Source organism: Geothermobacter ehrlichii (assembly GCF_008124615.1).
Taxonomy (GTDB): domain Bacteria; phylum Desulfobacterota; class Desulfuromonadia; order Desulfuromonadales; family Geothermobacteraceae; genus Geothermobacter; species Geothermobacter ehrlichii.
On sequence record NZ_VNIB01000018.1, the window covers coordinates 1 to 21,126 of the forward strand.

A 21,126-nucleotide genomic window follows, 5' to 3' on the forward strand; every position below is an offset into this window, starting at 1 on the left:
CTGGCCTGCATGATCTTCGCCGCCGTCTCCGGCTCGTCGCCCGCCACCGTCGCCGCCATCGGCTCGATCGTCATCGCCGGCATGGTCAAGGCGGGCTATCCCGAGGAACTGGCCGCCGGCGTCATCACCAACGCCGGCACCCTGGGCATCCTCATCCCGCCCTCCATCGTCATGCTGGTCTACGCGGCGGCGACCGAAGAATCGGCCGCCCGGCTGTTCATGGCCGGATTTCTGCCCGGCCTGCTGATGGGCACCATGCTGATGATCGTCATCTACGTGGTGGCCCGCATCAAGAAACTGCCCCCCCAGCCCTGGCAGGGCTTCGGCAACCTGGCCAAGTCGTTCGCCAGCGCCTTCTGGGGGCTGATGCTGATCTTCATCGTGCTCGGCTCGATCTACGGCGGCATCTGCAGCCCGACCGAAGCGGCGGCTATCTCGGCGGTCTACGCCTATTTCGTCGCCATCTTCGTCTATCGCGACATGGGTCCGCTCAAGGGCGTTCCCTGGCGGCAGAACCCGGACGACTCCATCGGCCGGATCATCTTCCACAACGTCAGCCAGCTCCTCCTGGCCCTGCCGCGCTCCATCGTGCATCCGGATACCCGCAAGGTGTTCAGGGACGCCTCCAAGGTCTCCATCATGCTGCTGTTCATCATCGGCAACGCCATGCTGTTCGCCCACGTGCTGACCAGCGAACGGATTCCGCACCACATCGCCGAGATCATCGTCGGCTGGGGCCTGCCGTCCTGGGGCTTCCTCATCGTCGTCAACCTGCTGCTGCTGGCTGCCGGCAACTTCATGGAGCCATCGGCCATCCTGCTGATCATGGCGCCGATCCTCTTTCCCATCGCCGTCAAGCTCGGCATCGACCCCATCCATCTCGGGGTCATCATGGTGGTCAACATGGAAATCGGCATGATTACGCCGCCGGTCGGCCTGAACCTGTTCGTGACCGCCGGCATCACCGGCCACAACATCACCTGGGTCCTCAGGGCCGCCCTGCCCTGGCTGCTGATCCTGTTGACCTTCCTGGCGCTGATTACCTACATTCCGCAGATTTCACTCTTTCTGCCGGAATATATTGACCATCTCAAAGGCTACTAGCCGAACGTTGAAAAACGGCATCTCCGGACGAAAAAGGCGGGTCTTCCCCGCCTTTTTCGTCCGTGCCCTGCCAGCACGAGCGATTGTGATAAAATTGTAATTCGAACGACAACCCACAGACAGTGCCGCGAAGGAGGTTTGCCATGCTTCCAGCTTACAGAACCATCCTGGTCACCACCGATCTGACGCCCAATTCGGAACATGCCTTCAAGCACGCCGTGGTTCTGGCCCGACAGACGGACGCAAAGATCCACCTGCTGCACGTCGTTCCGGAAATCGACGCCACCTTCCGTACTTACGTCTCGGCGGTGATGGGTGAAGGGAAACTGGCCAAATTCGAAAAGACCCACGAAGAGGAGGCCCGGGAGGAGGTCCGCCAGGAACTCGACCACCTAGCCCGGACCGAACTGAAGAATCACCCAGAAGACCTCGACCGTTTCGCCGGCACCATCGTGCTTCACGGTCACCCGGTGCCGCAGATTCTGAAAACCGCCGACGTGATCGTGATGGGAACGCACGGCAAAGGTGCCCTCGAATACACCTTTCTCGGCAGCACCGCCGAAAAGGTGCTGCGTAAATCGAAGCGGCCGGTCTTCGTCGTTCCACTGCCCGCCTGAACGCCGACAACGATTATGAAGTACCTGCGTCTTCTTGCCCTCTTGCTCGGCCTGGTGCTGTTTCCCGGAGTTGTCCCTGCGACACCGGCCCGGCTCTCCTTCGTCGGCGGGCCCGATGGCGGCACCTTCCAGTATTTTTCCAACGGCATCGCCACCCGGCTCAACCGGCAGCGCCCGGCGACCTTCCAGGTTGTTCACCTGCCCTCCGCCGGATCAGTGGAAAACATACGCCGGGTCAACAGCGGCGATGCCGATTTCGGCATCGCCTACTCGGGAGACACCTGGCTGGCCCGGCAGGGTAAACTGAGCGACGATCCGAAACCCTACCGCAACATCCGGGCCGTGGCCTTTCTCTACGGCGCGCCGGCGCATCTCGTCGTTCCGGCCGACAGTACCATCCGCAGCGTCGAGGACCTTGCCGGCCACAGCATCGCCGTCGGTGCCACCGGTTCCGGCGCCGCCACCGCCGCCCGGCGCTACTTTTCGGTCCTGGGACTCTGGTCGAAGCTGCGGGTGAAGATGATCGGCTACAACCGGGCGGCCCAAGCCTTGGCCGCAGGCCAGGTCGACGCCATGTGGGCCTTCGCCGGTTTTCCCAACGCCAGCATCACCCAGCTGGCGGCCAAGATGCCGATCCGGCTGCTCGACACCTGGCCGGCAGGCCGGAAACAGGGGCTGGACAGGGTCTTCCCCTTCTACACGCCAGTCACCATTCCGGCCGGCACCTACGCCGGGGTCGATACCGAAATTAAAACCTTTCAGGATGCGGCCATCTGGATCGCCGGCAAGCACCTCGACGCCGACCTGGTGCGGCAGGCACTGGAAGAAATCTTCTCTCCCGAAGGGCTGACTTTCATGGTGCGGGTCAAAAAGACGGCGAAAGAGATGTCCATCGGCAGCGGGCTGACCGGCATCGTCATTCCGGTGCATCCCGGAGCGGCCGCTTTCTGGCGCAGCAAGGGGCTGAAAGCGATCCCGGTCGAGTAAACATCGGGACGAAACCGCCCCCACCAGCGTTGGCCGCCCCCCCTGCCTGAGGTTCAAAACCAGGCCCGGCCGCCGCTTCCGTCCAGAGACGGTACTTGCCATCCGGATCGCTTCGATTGGCGACGGCGCGCTCTCCTCAGGCATCCTCGCCGTAGTCGCAGGAAACCAGGGTCACCGGCGCCTCGAGGTAACTTTTCAGGGTCAGCATGAACTCGGCGGCGTCGACTCCGTCGAGAATCCGGTGGTCGGCGGCCAGGGTCATGCGCGCAATCGGGGCCACCGCCGGTTCGCCGTTTTCATCGACCACCACCTCCCCGCGCACGGTGCCGACGGCGAGCACCGCCGCTTGCGGCGGCGTGATGATGGCGCGAAAGGACTCGACCCCCAGCATCCCCATGTTGGAGATGGTGAAGGTGCCGTCTTCCAGATCCTCGGGAGCCAGCCGGTATTGATGGGCCTTTTCGGCAAGCGCCGCCGCCCGGCGGCTGATCTCCTTCAGGCTCAGCCGGGCGCAGTCCTTGAGCACCGGATTGTAGAGACCACGCTCGGTGGAGACGGCCATGGCGATGTTGACCTGCGGCTGCTCCACCGCCTCGCCGTCAACCCACCAGCTGTTGACCCAGGGATGCTCGTGCAGGCTCCGGGCGACAGCGGTCAGCACGAAATCGTTGATGGTAACGCCGAGATCCTTGCGAAAGCGGATGACATCGGTCATGTCGATGGCGTAGGTGACGTAGAAATGGGGGATGGTGGTCCAGCCCTCGGTCATCTTGCGCGCCATGATGCGACGGATTCGGACCGACTTCTGTTTGCCGCGTCCTTTCTCCGGCGGCTGCTGCGCGGCCTTCGCCGCACCGGCGGCCGCCTCGACATCCCGCGCCACCACCCGGCCGCCGGGTCCACTGCCCCGAACAGCCGTCAGATCGACACCGAGTTCGCCGGCCTTTTTCCGCGCCAGGGGTGAGACCGCCCGGCGGTCGCCGGGCGCGGATTCGGCACCTTTCTCCGCTTCGGCCGTCGACGACGCCTGTGGAGCGGCAACGGCCGTTGCGGCATCTGCCGGCTCCCTGTCGGCAGAAGGCCCGAAAGACTCCTGCTTCACGTCTCTGTCGACCGCGGCCTGTGCCGTCGCAACCGGCCCGTCAAGAACGGCGATGACCGTACCGACCGGAACCGTCTCCCCTTCGACCACGGCAATGCGGCTGATCACGCCATCCTCCCAGGCCTCCATTTCCATGGCGGCCTTGTCGGTCTCCACCTCGGCGATGATCTCCCCCTGCCGGACGGCATCCCCTTCCTTGACCCGCCATTCGAGAATGGTTCCCTCTTCCATGGTGTCGCTCAGCTTGGGCATGATGATTTCCGTGGCCATTGTCGCCTCTCTCCTTACTCCACTCAGAACAGCTCTTCGACCCGCCGGCAGACGGCTTCGGCGTCGGGAATGGCGGCCTTTTCCAGCTCGTGGTTGTAGGGCATGGGGACATCGGCGCCGCCGACCCGCAGCACCGGTGCATCAAGCTCGTCGAAGGCAGCCTCCATGATCCGCACCGCCACTTCGCCGCCCCAGCCGCCAGTCAGCCAGCTCTCCTCCACGGTCACCGCCCGGTGGGTCCGGCGGACGGACGCGATCACCGTGGCCATGTCGAGGGGGTTGAGGCAGCGCAGATCGACCACTTCCGCCGCAATGCCCCGGCCAGCGAGCATCTCTGCTGCCTCGAGGCAGACATAGACCATACGCGAGACGGCGATCAGGGTCACATCGCGCCCGGGCCGCTTGATGTCGGCCTGCCCGAGCTGGACCAGGTGTTCGCCTTCCGGCACCTCTCCCTTGACGCCATAAAGCCCTTCGTGCTCGAGAAAGATGACCGGATCCCGGCAGCGGATGGCGCTTTTCAGCAGCCCCTTGGCGTCGGCCGGCACCGATGGCGCCACCACCCGCAACCCGGGACAGTGCATGAACAAGGGCTCGAGGGAATGGGAATGCTGGGCCCCCAGCTGGTTGCCGCCGCCCCCGGGGGCCCGGATGACCAGCGGCACCTCCACCTGCCCGCCGAACATGTAGCGCACCTTGGCGACATGGTTCATGATCTGATCGAGGGCGACGATGGCAAAGTTGACGGTCATCAGCTCCGGCACCGGGCGCAGACCGACCATGGCCGCGCCGCAGGCCAGGCCTACGATGCCGGCCTCGGCGATGGGGGTATCGACCACCCGCTTTTCGCCGAAACGGGCCAGCAGGCCCCGCGTCACCTTGAACGAACCCTCGTAGAGACCGACGTCCTCGCCGAGGATGAAAACCCGTGGATCTCGCTCCATCTCCTCGGCCAGGGCCTGGTTCAGCGCTTCGCGGCAGGTAATCTCAGCCATGGGGTATCGTCCCTTTCTCCGGCAGAATCACCGCCGGCCAGGGTTCGGCATAGATGTCCTGCCACAGCTCCTCGCGGGGCGGATCGGGGCTCTCCTCGGCAAAGTGGATAGCCTCGGCCAGCAGCGCCTTCTCCTCGGCGTCGACAGCCGCCAACTCCTCCTGCGTGGCCAGCCCTTGCGTGGTCATCAGAGCCGCCAGCCGGGGAATCGGGTCGCGCTCCTTCCACAGCCGGCGCTCCTGCTCGCTGCGATAGGTGCCGGGATCGGAAATCGAATGACCGCGAAAGCGGTAGGTCAGCGCCTCGATGTAAGTCGGCCCGCCCCCTTCCCGCGCCCGGACGACGGCCTCGCTGACGGCCTGCAGCACGGTCAGCACATTCATGCCGTCGACCTTGACGCCCGGAGTCTGATAGGCGCAGCTCTTCTTGTAGAGCTCCTCGACGGCACTGGCCCGCCGGACGCTGGTGCCGATGCCGTAGCCGTTGTTTTCGCAGACGAAGACCACCGGCACATGATAGAGGGCGGCCATGTTCATCGCCTCGTGAAAGACGCCCTGGTTGGTGGCACCATCGCCGAAGAGACAAACCACCACTTGGTCGCCTTCCTGGTAGAGAATGCTGTAGCCGATGCCCACCGCCAGCGGCAAATGCCCGCCGACGATGCCGTAACCGCCCATGAAACGCCGGTCGACATCGAACAGATGCATCGATCCGCCCTTGCCGTGGCTGCATCCGGTCTGGCGACCGAACAGTTCGGCCATCACTTCGTGCGGCCGGGACCCGCGGGCCAGCAGCAGCCCGTGCTCGCGATAGGCGCCGATCATGTAGTCGTCCTGGCGCAGGGCATGGGCCACCCCCACACCGACCGCCTCCTGGCCGCTGTACAGGTGGAGAAAACCGCCAATCTTGCCCTGGCTGTAGAGCCGCGGGCAGGCTTCCTCGAACAGTCTGATCCGGACCATGTCCCGGTACAGGGTGAACAGCTCTTCCCGTTCGGGCAGCCCGGCTTCCTTCGGTTCCGTCATGCCTCACCGGCCTTTCCGGTCCCGTAACGCCGGGACCTGAAAAAAGTCTACCAACTGCCCCGAGCATGACAAGGGCGAGAAAATATTACCCGCCCTTTCCCTGCTCCATCCGGCAAGTGCGCAGCCGTAGCCATGACGCCGCACCGGTTGGAGACGACCCGGACAGTCACGATCTCCCTTTGCCCGACGCCCAAACGAAGAAAAGGCCGGGCAAAGCTTGCCCGGCCTGAGATTGCCGACAAAAAAACAGGTGGCGCGAAAAGGTTCGGCTGCAAGACAACCGACGCTTCAAGGCACGAGAGGTGCCATGCACCGCAAGTCGAGTGTCGAGAAACAAGTAACGCAGCAGAAGGGGTTTGTCCAGCAACCCGAAGGCCGGGCGACAGGCCCGGCCTTCGGCATCATTCAGGAGGTAAGGAGTTGAGGTTCAACCAAGGAAGGTGTTGTTGTTTCTGGCGCGGTTGGCGAGAATCGTCGGGTCGATCACCTCACCGCAGGAGCAGCACTTCCAAGCTTCGAACGACCTGACAAAATCGTAGAATTTTTCAGAATACATCCGGCCACGGCATTTGGGACATTTCATGATCTTCCTCCTTGGGATCGATACGACGAGTTGATTGCCGATCGTTTCATGGGTGCCCCTTGGTATTTCACAGGCCGTGCCAAGCGCCGGAAAAAGGCAGGACATCCGCTACAGACAGGCACAAGCAGACATTTTTCCACCGTAAAATCAATATGTTAGTCAGGCATAAAAAATTCCTTCCAGGCAATGATGGTCTGCTCACCGACCCCGCGAACCCGTTTGAGCGCCGACAAGGAGCCAAAATCGCCATTAATTTGACGATTACGTTCGATGCGCGCCGCCAGCGTCGGGCCGATACCGGGCAGATCCTGCCAGTCATCGAAGGTCATCCGGTCCGGATGCAGGGGAACGCCCAAGGCAATGCGCCGGGCCGCCGACATCCAGCGGCGCACGACAAGACGCTTGCCTCCGCCATCAACATCAATGATTTCAATATGTTCCCCCGAAACAAGGGGCCTTGATGCCAACACCTCGGCCAGCAGCCGCCGATCGGCGGTCGCTGCCGTCAATTCAATGACGGTTTTGGCCCTGCAGGCGTCAGAAAATTGATGCACCCCCCTGGAGACAAAGCCGGCGCCAAGAGAAATACAACAGCGGGGCTCGGAAAGAAAACGGGCGGCGGCCTGTCCGGCAGGGACAGACCGGCCGCCCGCAACGAGGCAGACAAGAAGAACCAGCAGACTCAGGCCGCGCCAGCCGCGCGGATCAGTCCTGCCGATTCTGGCGTTCCTGGTGTTGCAACAGCTTGTACTGGTAGGCATCGACCAGGGCCTGGTAGGAGGCGTCGATGATATTGTCGCTCACGCCGACCGTCCCCCAGCGCGCGAGCCTGTCGCCCGATTCGATAAGCACCCGCGTGACCGAAGCGGTCCCCTTGCCGGTCGGCAATACCCGCACCTTGTAGTCGAACAGACGCATGTCCTTCAGCTGCGGATAGAAGCTCTCGAGGGCCTTGCGCATGGCGTTGTCCAAGGCGTTGACGGGCCCCTGCCCTTCGGCGGCGGTGTGTTCGATCCGGCCGCCGACCTTGACCCGCACCGTCGCCTCCGACAGCGGCCGGGCATCACCATGTCCGCGATAGTCGATGACCCTGAAGCCGAGAACCGAAAAGAAATGTCGCATGGTGCCGAGGGCCCGCCGCATCAGCAGTTCGAAGGAGGCTTCGGCGCCTTCGAACTGGAAGCCCTGGTTCTCGAGGTCCTTGATGTTTTCGAGAATCTCCTGGGTCACCGGATCCTTGCTGTCGAGATTGATGTTGAATTCCTCGGCCTTGGCCAGGATGTTCGACTTGCCGGACAGATCGGAAACCAGCACCCGGGTGATGTTGCCGACCTTCTCCGGCCGGATGTGCTCGTAGGTTTCGGGATGGCGCTGGATGGCCGAAACGTGCACCCCGCCCTTGTGGGCGAAAGCTGAATTGCCGACGTAGGGCTGGTGCTTGTTGGGGACCAGGTTGGCCAGCTCGTAGACGGTGCGGGAAACGATGCGCAGGTTGCGCAGCTGCTCCTCACTCATGCAGGGCCGGTCCATCTTCAGGTTCAGCGCCGGCGCGATCGAACAGAGATTAGCGTTGCCGCAACGCTCGCCGAAGCCGTTGATGGTCCCCTGCACGTGGACGATGCCGTGTTCGACGGCGACCAGGGAGTTGGCCACGGCGCATTCACTGTCGTTGTGGGCGTGAATGCCAAGAGGGGTCCTGATCTGCTTTCGGACCTGATCGATGATCCGTCCGATTTCGAAGGGAAGCGTGCCGCCGTTGGTGTCGCACAGAACGATGCAGTCGGCGCCCGCCCGCTCGGCCGCCTCCAGGGTCTTGATGGCGTACTCGGGATTTGCCTTGTAGCCGTCGAAGAAGTGTTCGGCATCGTAGACGACCTCGTCGACATGCTCCTTGAGATAGGCGAGAGAATCGTAGATCAGCTCGAGGTTTTCCTCCAGACTGATGCGCAGCGCCTCGCGCACGTGGAAATCCCAGGTCTTGCCGAAAATGGTGATCGTGTCCGGCTCGGCCTGGATCAGGGTGCGGATGTTGGTGTCCTTGGCCGGGGTCGTCCTGGCGCGGCGGGTCGAACCGAAGGCGGCGATTTTGGCCTGCTTCAGTTCGACCTTGCGGATCTCCTTGAAAAAGGCGATATCCTTCGGATTGGACCCGGGCCATCCTCCCTCGATGTAATGAATGCCCAGCTCGTCGAGCAGCTGGGCGATGCGCACCTTGTCGGCCACCAGAAAGGAGATGTCCTCCGATTGGGTGCCGTCGCGAAGGGTGGTGTCGTACAGGTAAATCTGGCTCATTGGCATTCTCCCCGAAATACAACAGGGCGGCTCCCATCCTGGAGCCGCACCCGGTCAACAATCGATCAGAGCTTCTCTTCCTTGACGTCTTCGTTGCCCAGGCCGAAGGCCTCGTGCAGCACGCGAACCGCCAGCTCGGTGTACTTGGCGTCGATGACACAGGAAACCTTGATTTCGCTGGTCGAGATCATCTCGATGTTGATCCCCTCCTGCGACAGGGTCTGGAACATCTTGCTGGCGATGCCCGAGTGGGACCGCATGCCGACGCCGACGATGGAGACCTTGGCGATGGAATCGTCGCTGCGCACCTCGCTGGCACCGATCTCGCCGGCGGCCGCCTCGACGATCTGCAGCGCCTTCTTGTAGTCGGCCCGCGGCACGGTGAAGGTCATGTCGGTGTGGCCGTCGATCGAGACGTTCTGGATGATCATGTCGACGGTGATATTGGCGTCCGACAGGGGGCTGAAAAGCTGCGAGGCGATACCCGGCTTGTCGGGCACCCGCAAAACGGAAATCTTGGCCTCGTCCTTGTTGTAGGTCACTCCCGAAACCAGAACGGTTTCCATATCGGCATCCTCCTTCATGACCAGGGTCCCTGAATTGTCGTTGAAACTCGAACGGACATGGATGACCACGCCGTATTTCTTGGCGAACTCGACACTGCGAATCTGCAGCACCTTGGCACCGAGCGATGCCATCTCGAGCATTTCGTCGTAGGAAATCTTTTCGATCTTGGAGGCATTCTCGACGATGCGCGGATCGGTAGTGTAGACCCCGTCGACATCGGTGTAGATCTCGCAGACATCCGCCTTCAGGGCGGCGGCTACGGCGACGGCCGAGGTGTCGGAACCGCCGCGGCCGAGAGTGGTGATGTTTCCTTCTTCGTCGATGCCCTGGAAGCCGGCGACGATGATGATCGTGCCCTTTTCCAGATCGGCGCGCATGCGGCTTTCGTCGATGCTGGCGATGCGTGCCTTGGCGTGGGCGCGGTCGGTCATGATGGGGATCTGGTGGCCGAGATAGCTCTTGGCCTTGTAGCCCATGCTCTTCAGGCACATGGCCAGCAGACCGATGGTGACCTGCTCGCCGGTGGAAACAACCACATCGTATTCCCTCTCGTCGGGAATCTCGCAGATTTCCTGGGTCAGGGCAACAAGACGGTTGGTCTCCCCCGCCATGGCGGAGACGATGACCACCACGTCGTTGCCTTCATCATAGGTCTTGGCGACCCTGCGGGCGACATTGCGGATACGCTCGATACTGCCGACCGAGGTGCCGCCGTACTTCTGGACAACCAAAGCCATAGTCCTTCCATCCTCCTTCGATTCCGCCGGCGCATCGCCGGCGGCGGATCAATCGTCGACCAGAGCCGAAAACCCGGCCCCGGCGGTCATTTTTTGCGGCGGCCGACCTTGTGGACGGCCTTGCCTTCGACATCCTCGGCCGCCTCCTTGACCATCTCCGGCAGAGTCGGATGCGCGTGGATCACCTCACCCAGCTGCCCGGCCGTCATGCCGGCCGCCATGGCGGCGCCGATCTCGGCGATCAGGGTCGAGGCATCGGCCCCGGCGATGGCGGCACCGAGGATGCGCCCCGATGCCTTTTCGGCGATCAGCTTGATCGAACCCTGAACCTCGCCTTCACAGACCGCCTTGCTGGTCGCCATGTAGGCGAAGCGCCCCACCGAAACCTCGATCCCCTGCTGCTTGCACTGCTCCTCGCTCAATCCGACCTGGCTCACTTCCGGCAGGGTGAAGATCGAACTGGGAACCACCCGGTAGTCGGCCCGGGCATCGCCGCCGAGGGCGTTCTTCACGGCGATGCCGGCCTGATAGCTGGCGACATGGGCCAGCTGGATACCGCCGGTGACATCGCCGATGGCGAAAATCCCCTCGGCACTGGTGCGCATCCCCTCGTCGACGACGATGGCGCCGCGCTCGTCGGTGGCGACCCCGGCGCTGTCCAGCGCCAGCCCCTCGGTGTTGGGCCGACGGCCGATGGCGACCAGCACCTTCTCCACGGTCAGGCTCTCACCACCGGAAAGCCGCGCCGTCACCTGGCCGTCGCCGACCTCGAGCCCTTCGACGGCGGTCTTGGTCAGAACCTGCACCCCCTGCTGCCTGAAGGCCTTTTCCACCTCGCGCACCGCCTGCCGGTCGGTATTGGCGAGAATGGAGGGCAAGGCCTCGACCACCGTCACCTTGCAGCCGAAGGTGGAAAAAATGCTGGCGAATTCACACCCTATGTAACCACCGCCGACTACCAGCAGGCTTTCGGGAAGCTCCTTGATAGCAAGAATTTCGGTACTGGTCAAAATATTTCGCCCGTCCACCGCCAGCGCCTTCGGCACCGCCGGCAGCGAGCCGGTGGCGATAATGATGTTGCGGGCCTGGATGTGGCCGACCACCCCCTGGCGCCGGATGCGAATCCGGCCGGGGCCTTCCAGCGAGGCAAAACCGCGGAAAATCTCGACGCCGTTCCCCTTGAGCAGCTGCTCCACGCCATTGACCAGCTGCGCCACCACCCTGTCCTTGCGTTCGGCGGCCCGGGCATAGTCGAAAGCGGGTTCACCAACATCGATGCCGTGGTCGGCGGCATGCCGCAGCCTGTTCAGCATCTGCGCCGTGCTGAACAGGGCCTTGGTGGGAATGCAGCCCCGGTTGAGGCAGGTACCGCCGGGGCGGTCGTTTTCGATCACGCACACGCCGGCACCGGCCTGGGCCGCCTGTATCGCCGCCACATAGCCGCCGGGTCCGGCTCCGATCACCGCAATATCGAACTCTTTCATGGCCTCTCTTCCGTTTCCGCCAGCAACTGTCTGGCGCGCTGCAGCCAGGCGGCCGCCTGCGTCCCCCTGGCCGTGAATGACAGATGTCGCTCCCCGGCGCCGGTGCCGTAGTCCAGCCGGACCAGCAGCCCGTCGGGCTGCAGATCGGGAAAGCGATCGAGCCACTCGACCAGGGTCACCCCCTGGCCGTAGAGGCATTCATCGAACCCGATCTGAAGCAGCTCGTCGGGATCACCGAGCCGATAGAGATCGAAATGGTAGAGGGGAAGGCGCCCCTGGTAAAGGTTGAGCAGGGTGTAGGACGGGCTGGTCACCGGCACCGAAGCCGGCACGCCCAGCCCCTCGGCCACGCCCTTGGCGAAACAGGTCTTGCCGGCACCAAGTTCGCCGCAGAGAAAGAGTGCGTCGCCGGCCGCCGCGGTCCGTCCGAAAAAACGGCCGCAGGCGCGGGTCGCTTCATCGCTGTGGCTTGCCAGCTGCCAGTCAGTGCTCATAGGTTCATCGAGCGGATGATGTCGAGGCGGGCCACCACCCCGACCACCCGGCCTTCGTCATCGACCACCGGCACCAGGTGGGCGGCATGGTCGACCATCAGTTGCGCCACCTCGGCCACCGGCGTCGACTCGCGGCAGGTCACCGGGTCCTTCCGGCAGATTTCCTCCACCGTACGGGCGGTCATCCGTTCGACCTGCTCGCGGAAGCGCTTTTCGCCTTCGAGGTAGATGACGGCGTCGAACAGACTGATCACGGTCGGGATGTGCAGCGGCTTGTCCTGTTCGATCAGGTCGTTCTGCGATACCAGTCCGACCAGAACCCCGTCGTCATCGACCACCGGCAGGGCGTTCTTGTTCAGCTCGACGAACATCTTCGCCAGATCGTCGACCGAGGTTTCAGGGGCGACGGTGTACACCTCGCGGGTCATGATTTCACCTGCGGTCAGCATGCTGTCTCTCCTTTCGGATTCAGGGCCGCCCGGGCGGCGGGCAATTCGCGGCAGATGTCGCCTGCCAGCACGCCGGCGGCGCCGTGCCGCCTGGCCAGCCGGTCCCCGGCCAATCCGTGCAGGTAACATCCGAGACGGGCGGCCTCGAAAGGCGCCAGCCCCTGGGCGATGAGCGCGCCGATCAGGCCGGTGAGGACATCGCCGCTGCCGGCGGTAGCGAGAACCGGGCCGCCGCTGCCGTTGATGCCGATCCGCCCGTCCGGCGCCGCCACCAGGGTCGGTGCCCCCTTGAGCACCAGAACCACGCCGTGGCGGACGGCGAAGGTCCGGGCGACAGCGACCCGATCCTGCTCGACCTCGGCGACGGAACAGCCGACCAGGCGTGCCATCTCCCCCGGATGCGGCGTCATGACCGGGGGAATCCGGCGGCCGGGCGCCAGAACCGACAGGTCGGCGGCCAGCAGATTGAGGGCATCGGCATCAAGCACCAGCGGTAGTCCACAGTCCGCCACCAGCTGCCGCACGAAGGCGGCGGTTCGCGGCGTCTGGCCGAGTCCCGGCCCCAGGGCCAGGGCCGCCTTGCCCTCCAGCAGGCGCCTCACCGCCGGCAGGGCGTCGACGCTGATGCCGCCGTCGTCATCGGCCAGGGGCTCGGTCATGGCCTCGGCCAGGGCCGCGGCGACCACCGGCTGTGCGGACGCCGCCGTGGCGAGAGTCAGTAGACCGCAGCCGCCGCGCAGCCCGGCTTCGGCGGCCAGGATGGCGGCGCCGGTCTTGCCGCGCGATCCGGCGATCACCAGCAGATGACCGAAAGTCCCCTTGTGGCCGGTCGCCGGCCGCTCGGGGAGCAGGGTGGCGGCTTCCTCCCACCGGGTCCAGAGATGAAGGTCGTCGGGCCGGGGGCGCAAATGCTTCGGAATGCCGATGTCGATCACTTCCAGCCGGCCGCAGCACTGCGCACCGGGCGACAGCAGATGCCCCAGCTTGGCGGCGGCGAAGGTGAGGGTCAGATCGGCCTGCACGGCGCGGCCGAGAATGTGTCCGTTGCCGGCATCAACCCCGGAAGGAATGTCGATGGCGACGACGGGCAGGCCGCTGGCGTTGATCCAGTCGATGGCCCGCCGGTAATGCCCCCGCACCTCGGACGAGAGGCCGGTGCCGAACAGGGCGTCGACAATCAGGCCGGCACGGGCATCCACCAGCGCCGCGGCGAGGCTCTCGTCGTCGGGAACGAAGCGGACCGTCTGCCCGCAGCGTTCGAGAATGGCCAGATTGACGGCGGCGTCGCCGCCGATCTTTTCGCGCGGCGCCAGGACCAGCACCTCAACCTTCAGTTCCCGGTTGCGCAGATGCCGGGCGACAACGAAGCCGTCGCCGCCGTTGTTGCCCTTGCCGCAGAGGATCAGCACCGGCGCGCAGCAGCGGTCGGCAAAGGCGCGCAGCAGCGCTTCGGCGCTGGCGCGACCGGCGTTTTCCATCAGCACCAGACCGGGAATACCGATCTCCTCGATCGCCTGCCGGTCGAGATCGCGCATCTGTTCAGCGGTCAGCACACGCATGACGCCTCCAGTATAACAGTTGCCATGGCGTAGTCACCGTCGTGACTGTAGGAGAGCAGAGGCGGCCGCAGGCCGCGCTCCGCCAGCAGTTGCGCGGCCCGGCCGGAAAGATGGAAGGAGGGCTTGCCCAGTTCGTCGCGAACGACCTCCATGTCCTGCCAGCTGAGGCCGTCGCGCAGTCCGAGACCGAAGGCCTTGAGCAGGGCCTCCTTGGCCGCAAAACGGGCGGCCAGGTGCGGCGCCGGATCGCGGCGCGCCAGGCAGTAGGCCCTTTCGTCGGGGGTGAACAGCCGCTCGAGAACCCCCTGCCGGGATCCGTCGAGAAAACGCCGGAAGCGGGAGACGCGCACCAGGTCGACCCCGAGCCCGACCGTGGCGGCGCGACCGGGATTCATCCCTCGACCAGGGCGACCATCTCCCGGACCGCCCGTTCCATGCCGACCAGCACCGCGCGGGAGACGATGCTGTGGCCGATGTTGAACTCGTGAAAACCGCTCATGCGCGCTACGGCCCGGACATTCTGGTAGTTGAGACCATGGCCGGCATTGACCCCCAGCCCCAGCTTTCTGCCGGCCCGCAGCGCGGTCTCGATCTTTTCCAGCTCCCGGCGCTGCTGGTCGGCAGCGCGGGCCTCGCAGTAGGCGCCTGTGTGGATCTCGATGAAATCGGCCCCGACCCGATGCGCCGCCTTGACCTGTTCGATGTCCGGATCGATGAACAGGCTGACGCTGATGCCGCCCTGTTTCAGAAGCCCGACCTGCCTCCGGATCAGGTTGCGATGCAGGCAGACGTCAAGCCCGCCCTCGGTGGTCAGTTCCTCGCGCCGCTCCGGCACCAGGGTAACGCTGTCGGGCAGAATGTCCAGGGCGATACCGACCATCTCGTCGGTCGCCGCCATCTCGAGATTGAGGCGGGTCTGCACGGTCTGCCGCAGCAGGCGCACGTCCCGGTCCTGAATGTGCCGCCGGTCCTCGCGCAGGTGCACGGTGATGCCGCTGGCCCCCGCCAGTTCGGCCAGGGCGGCGGCCGTCACCGGGTCCGGCTCACTGCCGCCGCGGGCCTGGCGGATGGTCGCCACATGATCGACGTTGACACCGAGCAGAGCCATCAGATCACCTCCCCCGTTTCGCTTCCGATCTCGCGCCGCACCGCCTCGGCCATGGCGTCCGCCAGGTCGGTGATCTCTTTTTCGTCCTCGCCTTCGAGCATGATGCGCAGCAGCGGTTCGGTCCCGGAATAGCGGACCAGAACCCGGCCTCGGCCTTCGAGCCGACGTTCGGTGTCAGACAGCATCGCATCGAGAGCAGGCACCTGGCGCAGATCCTTCTTCTCGCGCACGCGCACGTTGACCAGCACCTGCGGCAGCGCGGTCATCACCGACGCCAGCTCCGAAAGGGGTCTGCCACTGCGCTGCATGATCGCCAGCACCTGCAGCGCCGACAGCAGACCGTCGCCGGTGGTGTTGTGATCGAGAAAAATCATGTGTCCCGACTGCTCGCCGCCGAGATTGTAGCCCCCCCGGCGCATCTCTTCGACCACGTAACGGTCACCGACGGCAGTGCGCACGACCTCGCCGCCGACCCGACGCAGGGCGATTTCCAGCCCCATGTTGCTCATCACCGTCGCCACCAGGGTCTTCTTCTCCAAGGCGTCGCGACGCAACATGTCGGTGGCGCAGATCGCCATGATATGGTCGCCGTCGACCTCGTCCCCTTTTTCGTCGACAAAGATCACCCGGTCGGCGTCACCGTCGAGGGCGATACCGAGATCGGCACCATGCTCGCGCACGGCGGCGGCGATCCCCTCCGGATGCAGGCTCCCGCAGTCGCGGTTGATGTTGGTGCCGTCGGGCGAAACCCCGAGCAGAACCAGCTCGGCGCCGAGCTCCGACAGTACCGCCGGCGCCACTTTGTAGGCGGCTCCGTTGGCGCAGTCGAGCACGATTTTCAGCCCCTCCAGATCGAGTTCGCGGGGGAAGGTGTTTTTCAGAAAGACCACGTACCGCCCGCCGGCATCATCGACCCGGAAGGCCTTGCCGACCTCCCCGGCGGTCGGCCGCAGCGCGTCGATGCTGTTGGAGAAGATCAGTTCCTCGATTCTGAGCTCCTGCTCGTCCGGCAGCTTGAAGCCGTCGCGCGAGAAGAACTTGATGCCGTTGTCCTGGTAGGGGTTGTGGGAGGCGGAAATGACCACCCCGGCGTCGGCGCGCATCGACGCGGTGATGAAGGCGATGCCGGGCGTCGGCAGGGGGCCGACCAGCAGCACGTCCACTCCCATCGAGCAGATGCCGGCGGCCAGCGCGTTCTCGATCATGTAGCCCGACAGCCGGGTGTCCTTGCCGATGACGATCCGGTGCCGACGGTCACTGTCCCTGAAAATGTGGGCGGCGGCGCGCCCGAGCTGCATGGCGATCTCGGTGGTCATCGGGTGAATGTTGGCCACCCCGCGCACACCGTCGGTTCCAAAGAGGCGTTTCTTCATTTCTCCTTCATGTCCTTTTTCGAAGAGGCGGCGGCGTCGGCCGGAATCTGTTCGACCAACCCCCCGGCCGGCGGCTTCGGTCCTTCGATGGCGACCCGAACCTCGACCGCGGTCTCCTCCTTGAGATAGGTGAACTTGCCGCGGTAGACGACCGGCACCATCAGGGTGAAACTTTCCCGGGACTGGGAAAGGTCGACCGGCTCGGTCTCCACCTCACTGACATCCTTCAGTTCGCTCTCCGCCCCCTCGACCGTCACCAGCCCCGGCCTGACCTTCACCTCGCCGAGACGGTAGCCCTCGGGCGGCTCGCCCTGGAGCAGCACCTTGACCGGCACCTTCTTCTGGCGGATCCGCTCGAGCTTGACATCGACGTACGAAGGCGACAGGCGGGTCACCTTCAGGGCGGTGGGAATGTTGAGACGTTCGTCCAGCCGCTTGAACGAGGTCACGCCCGGCTTCAGGTCGCGCAGATCGACGGAGATGCTGATGTCCTGCGGGCTCAGATTCATCAGCAGGGTGCGCGGCCCGCTGATGCGGACATCGATCAGGTTGGGCACCTCGTTGGCCACCATCAGACCCTCGGGGATGTTGACCAGGTTGAGGGGAACGGGAAAGCCGATCTCCTGCTTGCGCTCGCCCATGACAAAAAACCAGAGCATCAGGGCGAATACCAGGGACACCAGCTTGAGCAACCAGTTCTGCGTCAGACTCTCGAACATGGTCTACCTCTTCCTGGTCCTGCGCTGCCGACGCCGGTCCCGCGGCTCAAGAAGCCGGGTCAGCACCCGCTTCAGGCTGGTGGCGTCGAGGTCGCGGGTGATGCGGCCGCCGATGACCACGGAAATCTTGCCCGTCTCCTCCGAAACAACGATGGCGACGGCGTCGACCAGCTCGGTCAGGCCGACCGCGGCCCGGTGACGAGTGCCGAGATTGCGGCTCACCTCGGTATCCTGCGCCAGGGGCAGAAAGCAGCCCGCCCGCTTCAGCCGCCCCTGCTGCAGCACCAGGGCGCCGTCGTGAATCGGCGACTTGGGATTGAAGATGGCGACGATCAGATCGGCGTTGACCCTGGCGTCGAGTTCGACGCCGATCTCGAGAAAATCCTTCAGGCCGGTTTCGCGTTCGATGACGATCAGGGCACCGATCCGGCGGCCGGCCATGGTGACGCAGGCCTTGACCAGCTCCTCGAGCACCTCGGTCTCTTCACGGAAGGACATGTCAGCGAAAAACGGATTGCGGCCGACATGAATCAGCGCCCGCCGGATGTCGTTCTGGAAGATGACGACGATGACCAGGATGATCGACGAGAGGAAGTTGTCGAGCAGCCAGTGCAGGGTGTAGAGGCCGCCGACCTGCGAGGCGGTGTAGACGATGAGAATGACCACCAGCCCGAGCAGCATCTGCACAGCCCGGGTGCCCTTGATCAGGAGGATGATCCGGTAGATGATGAACGCCACCAGCCCGATATCGATGATATCGAGCAGCCAGCGCATATTCTGGAATCCGTCGGACAATCCTCCCATGACCCAACTGCTCCGCCGGCAACGGCAGGCGATCGAAAAAAACGCTTTTCACCCGCCCGCTAGGTTCCCCTGCCGGACCCTCCCCTTTCGATGGCCCAGGCGACCAGCGCCGTTTCGCGCGCCGGACGCACATCGTGTACCCGGTGAATCATAACGCCGCGGCTGACCCCCAGGGCCACAGTGGCCAGGGTACCGTACAGCCGGTCGCCGGGATCTTCCAGGCCGAGAATGCGGCCGATGAAGCTCTTGCGCGAGGTTCCCAGCAGCACCGGAACGCCCAGCCCGGCAATTTCGTCCAGTCGGCCAAGCAGCTGCAGGTTGCCGTCGAGATCCTTGCCGAAGCCGATGCCGGGATCGACGGCCAGGTGGTCCTTCGGCACACCGGCCGCCCGCGCCCGGGCGAGAGCTTCGCGCAGAAAGGCAATCACCTCCTGGCAGACATCGGCGTAGGCGGTTCGCTGCTGCATGATCTCCGGCCGGGCCGGAGTATGCATCAGAAAGAGCCCGGCCCGGTGACGGACAACCGGAACGAGAATCTCCGGATCGAAGGTCAGTCCACTGATATCGTTGACAAAATGGGCGCCGGCGGCCAGGCAGGCCGCGGCGACTTTCGCCTTGGTCGTGTCGATGGAGAGGGGAATGTCGAACCGCCGGACGATCGCTTCGACCACCGGCACCACCCGCGTCAGTTCCTCGTCGACGCTGACGGCGGGAGCCCCGGGACGCGTGCTTTCGCCGCCGATGTCGATCAGGTCCGCCCCCTCCCCAACCATCTGCTCGACCCGCCGCAAAGCGGCGTCCAGCCCCCGGTAACGACCGCCGTCGTAGAAGGAGTCGGGCGTCAGGTTGAGAATGCCCATGATCCGCGGCCGGTCCAGGACCAGCTCCCGGTCACGCCCTTTCAGAACGGACGGAGCAGCCGAATCAGGCATCCTCCGCCACTCCGGCCTCGCCTTCACTCAGGGCCTTGCCCTTGCCGACGCCCGGCCCTTCCGGGGTGCCTCCCTCGGGACCGAGAACCATTGCCCGCAGCTCCTTGCCGTCGAGGGTTTCCCTCTCCAGCAGAGCCTCGGCCACCTTGACCAGATCGTCGTGGTGCTCCTGCAGCAGCTCGCGGGTCCGTTCGTAACACTGACGGACAATGGCCTTGATCTCCTCGTCGATCTGAACGGCCGTCGCCTCGCTGTAGTTCTTGATGTGCCCTATGTCGCGGCCGAGGAAGACCTCGCCCTCCTTCTCGCCGAAGGTCACCGGCCCCAGCTTGTCGCTCATCCCCCATTCGCAGACCATCTTGCGGGCGATGGCGGTAGCCCGCTCCAGGTCGTTGGAAGCGCCGGAAGTGACACTGTCGAAGGTCAACTCCTCGGCAACCCGGCCGCCGAGGAGGGTGCAGATCTTGGTACAGAGCCCGTCTCGGGTCTCATTGTACTTCTCCTCTTCCGGCAGGTACATGGTCACACCCATCGCCCGGCCGCGCGGAATGATGGAAACCTTGTGCACCGGATCGGCACCGGGGATGAAGAGGCCGATCAGGGCGTGTCCGGCCTCATGGTAGGCGGTGACCCGCTTCTCCTCTTCGGTGATCACCATCGAGCGCCGCTCGGCCCCCATCATCACCTTGTCCTTGGCCGACTCCATGTCCTCCATGTCGACCGCCTTCTTGTCGAAGCGGGCCGCCAGCAGGGCCGCCTCATTGACCAGGTTGGCCAGATCGGCCCCGGAAAAACCGGGGGTGCCGCGGGCGATGACCTCGAGATCGACGTCGGATGACATCTGCACCTTGCGGGCATGCACCTGCAGGATCTTCAGCCGCCCCTTGACATCCGGACGCGGCACCACCACCTGCCGGTCGAAACGGCCGGGCCGCAGCAGCGCCGGATCGAGCACGTCGGGACGGTTGGTGGCGGCAATCAGGATCACCCCCTCGTTCGACTCGAAGCCGTCCATCTCGACCAGCAGCTGGTTCAGGGTCTGCTCCCGCTCGTCATGGCCGCCTCCCAGGCCGGCGCCGCGATGCCGGCCGACGGCGTCGATCTCGTCGATGAAGATGATGCAGGGGGCGTTCTTTTTCCCCTGCACGAAGAGGTCACGCACCCGACTGGCGCCGACGCCGACAAACATCTCGACGAAATCGGAACCGGAGATGGAGAAGAAGGGGACCCCGGCCTCGCCGGCGATGGCCCTGGCGAGCAGGGTCTTGCCGGTACCGGGCGAGCCGACCAGCAGCACTCCCTTGGGAATGCGGCCGCCAAGTCGGGAGAACTTCTTCGGATCCTTCAGGTAGGAGACGATCTCCTCCAGCTCCTCCTTCGCTTCGTCGATGCCGGCCACGTCCTTGAAGGTGACCCGCGTCATGCCGTCGCTGAGCAGCTTGGCCCGGCTCTTGCCGAAGCTCATCGCCTTGCCGCCGCCCGACTGCATCTGCCGCATGAAGAAGATCCAGACGGCGATCAGCAGCAGGATCGGCCCCCAGGAAACCAGCAGTGAAAACCAGAAGCTGCGATCCTCCTCCGGCCGGACCTCGATGACGACATCCTTGGCGCGCAGGTTGTTGATCAGGTCGGGGTCGTCGGGGATGTAGGTCTTGAAATGGCGGTCATCGGCAAAGCTCCCCTCCAGATTCCGTCCCTGGATGGTCACCTCTTTGACCTGGCCGTTTTCGACGGCCTCGAGAAAAGCGGTATAGGATATCGGTTTCTGCACCTGTTCCCGCTGGGTCATCATGTTGAAGAGCAGGATCATGACCAGAGAAATGACCAGCCACAGGGCAAGATTTTTGTAAAACTGGTTCACGCTACCCCCTAGAAGTTTTTTTCAGTCTCGACGCGGCCTTAACAGGCCGGAACAATCAGCAAAAC

Annotated in this window: 21 protein-coding genes; 3 read left to right on the forward strand and 18 right to left on the reverse strand. The window is 64.4% G+C overall.

The genetic code is table 11. The features are described from left to right. The 3 genes from EDC39_RS14140 to EDC39_RS14150 all read left to right on the forward strand — a co-directional run. Positions 1 to 1,104: TRAP transporter large permease (locus EDC39_RS14140; protein ID WP_148897048.1), on the forward strand; the 1,104-nt coding region annotated here is incomplete at its 5' end. A 143-nt stretch (positions 1,105 to 1,247) separates the two neighbouring features. Then, positions 1,248 to 1,721 carry a universal stress protein gene (locus EDC39_RS14145; RefSeq protein ID WP_148897049.1) on the forward strand — a complete coding sequence of 158 codons (474 nt, stop codon included), beginning with the start codon at positions 1,248 to 1,250 and terminating at the stop codon, positions 1,719 to 1,721. Between the two features lie 15 nt (positions 1,722 to 1,736). Then, positions 1,737 to 2,708: a TAXI family TRAP transporter solute-binding subunit gene (locus EDC39_RS14150; protein WP_148897050.1), complete on the forward strand. Its 972-nt coding sequence runs from the start codon at positions 1,737 to 1,739 to the stop codon at positions 2,706 to 2,708. Positions 2,709 to 2,844: 136 nt separating this feature from the next. Here the strand turns inward: EDC39_RS14150 and EDC39_RS14155 are convergent, their stop codons facing one another. From EDC39_RS14155 to ftsH, 18 genes are all read right to left on the reverse strand, one after another. Further along, positions 2,845 to 4,080 (reverse strand): dihydrolipoamide acetyltransferase family protein, encoded by a 1,236-nt coding sequence (locus EDC39_RS14155; RefSeq protein WP_148897051.1) that lies wholly within the window; start codon positions 4,078 to 4,080, stop codon positions 2,845 to 2,847. A gap of 23 nt (positions 4,081 to 4,103) precedes the next feature. Further along, positions 4,104 to 5,075 (reverse strand): alpha-ketoacid dehydrogenase subunit beta, encoded by a 972-nt coding sequence (locus EDC39_RS14160; protein ID WP_148897052.1) that lies wholly within the window; start codon positions 5,073 to 5,075, stop codon positions 4,104 to 4,106. Next, a complete protein-coding gene (gene pdhA, locus EDC39_RS14165; protein ID WP_148897053.1) occupies positions 5,068 to 6,099 on the reverse strand; it encodes a pyruvate dehydrogenase (acetyl-transferring) E1 component subunit alpha in 1,032 nt (343 codons plus the stop codon). The genes EDC39_RS14160 and pdhA overlap by 8 nt, the downstream gene beginning before the upstream one ends. Positions 6,100 to 6,526: 427 nt before the next feature. Next, the gene (locus EDC39_RS14170) at positions 6,527 to 6,682 is read right to left on the reverse strand and encodes a hypothetical protein (RefSeq protein WP_148897054.1); all 156 of its coding nucleotides are present in this window, start codon (positions 6,680 to 6,682) and stop codon (positions 6,527 to 6,529) included. Between the two features lie 155 nt (positions 6,683 to 6,837). Then, a complete protein-coding gene (locus EDC39_RS14175; protein WP_148897055.1) occupies positions 6,838 to 7,443 on the reverse strand; it encodes a ComEA family DNA-binding protein in 606 nt (201 codons plus the stop codon). After that, positions 7,388 to 8,974, reverse strand: coding sequence for a citramalate synthase (gene cimA, locus EDC39_RS14180; protein WP_148897056.1), 1,587 nt, complete (start codon positions 8,972 to 8,974; stop codon positions 7,388 to 7,390). The genes EDC39_RS14175 and cimA overlap by 56 nt, the downstream gene beginning before the upstream one ends. A 65-nt stretch (positions 8,975 to 9,039) precedes the next feature. After that, positions 9,040 to 10,278, reverse strand: coding sequence for an aspartate kinase (locus EDC39_RS14185; protein ID WP_148897057.1), 1,239 nt, complete (start codon positions 10,276 to 10,278; stop codon positions 9,040 to 9,042). Positions 10,279 to 10,364: 86 nt separating this feature from the next. Then, positions 10,365 to 11,762, reverse strand: a complete 1,398-nt coding sequence (gene lpdA / locus EDC39_RS14190; RefSeq protein ID WP_148897058.1) for a dihydrolipoyl dehydrogenase — start codon at positions 11,760 to 11,762, stop codon at positions 10,365 to 10,367. After that, positions 11,759 to 12,256 (reverse strand): tRNA (adenosine(37)-N6)-threonylcarbamoyltransferase complex ATPase subunit type 1 TsaE, encoded by a 498-nt coding sequence (tsaE, locus tag EDC39_RS14195; RefSeq protein ID WP_148897059.1) that lies wholly within the window; start codon positions 12,254 to 12,256, stop codon positions 11,759 to 11,761. The genes lpdA and tsaE overlap by 4 nt, the downstream gene beginning before the upstream one ends. Next, entirely contained in the window at positions 12,253 to 12,705 is a 453-nt protein-coding gene (locus tag EDC39_RS14200; RefSeq protein ID WP_148897060.1) for a CBS domain-containing protein, read from the reverse strand. The genes tsaE and EDC39_RS14200 overlap by 4 nt, the downstream gene beginning before the upstream one ends. After that, positions 12,699 to 14,264 (reverse strand): NAD(P)H-hydrate dehydratase, encoded by a 1,566-nt coding sequence (locus tag EDC39_RS14205; RefSeq protein ID WP_148897061.1) that lies wholly within the window; start codon positions 14,262 to 14,264, stop codon positions 12,699 to 12,701. The genes EDC39_RS14200 and EDC39_RS14205 overlap by 7 nt, the downstream gene beginning before the upstream one ends. Beyond that, positions 14,252 to 14,659: a holo-ACP synthase gene (gene acpS, locus EDC39_RS14210; protein ID WP_148897062.1), complete on the reverse strand. Its 408-nt coding sequence runs from the start codon at positions 14,657 to 14,659 to the stop codon at positions 14,252 to 14,254. Before acpS ends, EDC39_RS14205 begins: the two co-directional genes overlap by 13 nt. After that, positions 14,656 to 15,372, reverse strand: a complete 717-nt coding sequence (locus tag EDC39_RS14215) for a pyridoxine 5'-phosphate synthase (protein ID WP_148897063.1) — start codon at positions 15,370 to 15,372, stop codon at positions 14,656 to 14,658. Before EDC39_RS14215 ends, acpS begins: the two co-directional genes overlap by 4 nt. After that, positions 15,372 to 16,745: a phosphoglucosamine mutase gene (gene glmM / locus EDC39_RS14220; RefSeq protein ID WP_148897064.1), complete on the reverse strand. Its 1,374-nt coding sequence runs from the start codon at positions 16,743 to 16,745 to the stop codon at positions 15,372 to 15,374. The genes EDC39_RS14215 and glmM overlap by 1 nt, the downstream gene beginning before the upstream one ends. Beyond that, complete coding sequence (locus EDC39_RS14225; RefSeq protein ID WP_148897065.1) at positions 16,742 to 17,464, reverse strand: CdaR family protein; 723 nt, start codon at positions 17,462 to 17,464, stop codon at positions 16,742 to 16,744. Before EDC39_RS14225 ends, glmM begins: the two co-directional genes overlap by 4 nt. 3 nt (positions 17,465 to 17,467) lie before the next feature. Continuing rightward, on the reverse strand, positions 17,468 to 18,268 hold the full coding sequence (cdaA, locus tag EDC39_RS14230) for a diadenylate cyclase CdaA (RefSeq protein WP_148897066.1): 801 nt from the start codon (positions 18,266 to 18,268) through the stop codon (positions 17,468 to 17,470). Positions 18,269 to 18,327: 59 nt separating this feature from the next. Further along, on the reverse strand, positions 18,328 to 19,200 hold the full coding sequence (folP, locus tag EDC39_RS14235) for a dihydropteroate synthase (RefSeq protein ID WP_148897067.1): 873 nt from the start codon (positions 19,198 to 19,200) through the stop codon (positions 18,328 to 18,330). Continuing rightward, positions 19,193 to 21,061 carry an ATP-dependent zinc metalloprotease FtsH gene (gene ftsH / locus EDC39_RS14240; RefSeq protein ID WP_148897068.1) on the reverse strand — a complete coding sequence of 623 codons (1,869 nt, stop codon included), beginning with the start codon at positions 21,059 to 21,061 and terminating at the stop codon, positions 19,193 to 19,195. Before ftsH ends, folP begins: the two co-directional genes overlap by 8 nt. Positions 21,062 to 21,126 lie beyond the last annotated feature (65 nt).

What these genes read in the sequence shown, in the direction of transcription:
- cdaA (WP_148897066.1), bottom strand. Translation starts at nt 18,268, where the DNA reads ATGGGAGGATTGTCCGACGGATTCCAGAATATGCGCTGGCTGCTCGAT.
- EDC39_RS14225 (WP_148897065.1), bottom strand. Translation starts at nt 17,464, where the DNA reads ATGTTCGAGAGTCTGACGCAGAACTGGTTGCTCAAGCTGGTGTCCCTG.
- tsaE (WP_148897059.1), bottom strand. Translation starts at nt 12,256, where the DNA reads ATGAGCACTGACTGGCAGCTGGCAAGCCACAGCGATGAAGCGACCCGC.
- EDC39_RS14175 (WP_148897055.1), bottom strand. Translation starts at nt 7,443, where the DNA reads ATGCCTACCAGTACAAGCTGTTGCAACACCAGGAACGCCAGAATCGGC.
- pdhA (WP_148897053.1), bottom strand. Translation starts at nt 6,099, where the DNA reads ATGACGGAACCGAAGGAAGCCGGGCTGCCCGAACGGGAAGAGCTGTTC.
- EDC39_RS14170 (WP_148897054.1), bottom strand. Translation starts at nt 6,682, where the DNA reads ATGAAATGTCCCAAATGCCGTGGCCGGATGTATTCTGAAAAATTCTAC.
- EDC39_RS14145 (WP_148897049.1), top strand. Translation starts at nt 1,248, where the DNA reads ATGCTTCCAGCTTACAGAACCATCCTGGTCACCACCGATCTGACGCCC.
- EDC39_RS14200 (WP_148897060.1), bottom strand. Translation starts at nt 12,705, where the DNA reads ATGCTGACCGCAGGTGAAATCATGACCCGCGAGGTGTACACCGTCGCC.
- cimA (WP_148897056.1), bottom strand. Translation starts at nt 8,974, where the DNA reads ATGAGCCAGATTTACCTGTACGACACCACCCTTCGCGACGGCACCCAA.
- EDC39_RS14215 (WP_148897063.1), bottom strand. Translation starts at nt 15,372, where the DNA reads ATGGCTCTGCTCGGTGTCAACGTCGATCATGTGGCGACCATCCGCCAG.
- EDC39_RS14205 (WP_148897061.1), bottom strand. Translation starts at nt 14,264, where the DNA reads ATGCGTGTGCTGACCGCTGAACAGATGCGCGATCTCGACCGGCAGGCG.
- folP (WP_148897067.1), bottom strand. Translation starts at nt 19,200, where the DNA reads ATGCCTGATTCGGCTGCTCCGTCCGTTCTGAAAGGGCGTGACCGGGAG.
- EDC39_RS14185 (WP_148897057.1), bottom strand. Translation starts at nt 10,278, where the DNA reads ATGGCTTTGGTTGTCCAGAAGTACGGCGGCACCTCGGTCGGCAGTATC.
- acpS (WP_148897062.1), bottom strand. Translation starts at nt 14,659, where the DNA reads ATGAATCCCGGTCGCGCCGCCACGGTCGGGCTCGGGGTCGACCTGGTG.
- glmM (WP_148897064.1), bottom strand. Translation starts at nt 16,745, where the DNA reads ATGAAGAAACGCCTCTTTGGAACCGACGGTGTGCGCGGGGTGGCCAAC.
- EDC39_RS14155 (WP_148897051.1), bottom strand. Translation starts at nt 4,080, where the DNA reads ATGGCCACGGAAATCATCATGCCCAAGCTGAGCGACACCATGGAAGAG.
- EDC39_RS14150 (WP_148897050.1), top strand. Translation starts at nt 1,737, where the DNA reads ATGAAGTACCTGCGTCTTCTTGCCCTCTTGCTCGGCCTGGTGCTGTTT.
- lpdA (WP_148897058.1), bottom strand. Translation starts at nt 11,762, where the DNA reads ATGAAAGAGTTCGATATTGCGGTGATCGGAGCCGGACCCGGCGGCTAT.
- EDC39_RS14160 (WP_148897052.1), bottom strand. Translation starts at nt 5,075, where the DNA reads ATGGCTGAGATTACCTGCCGCGAAGCGCTGAACCAGGCCCTGGCCGAG.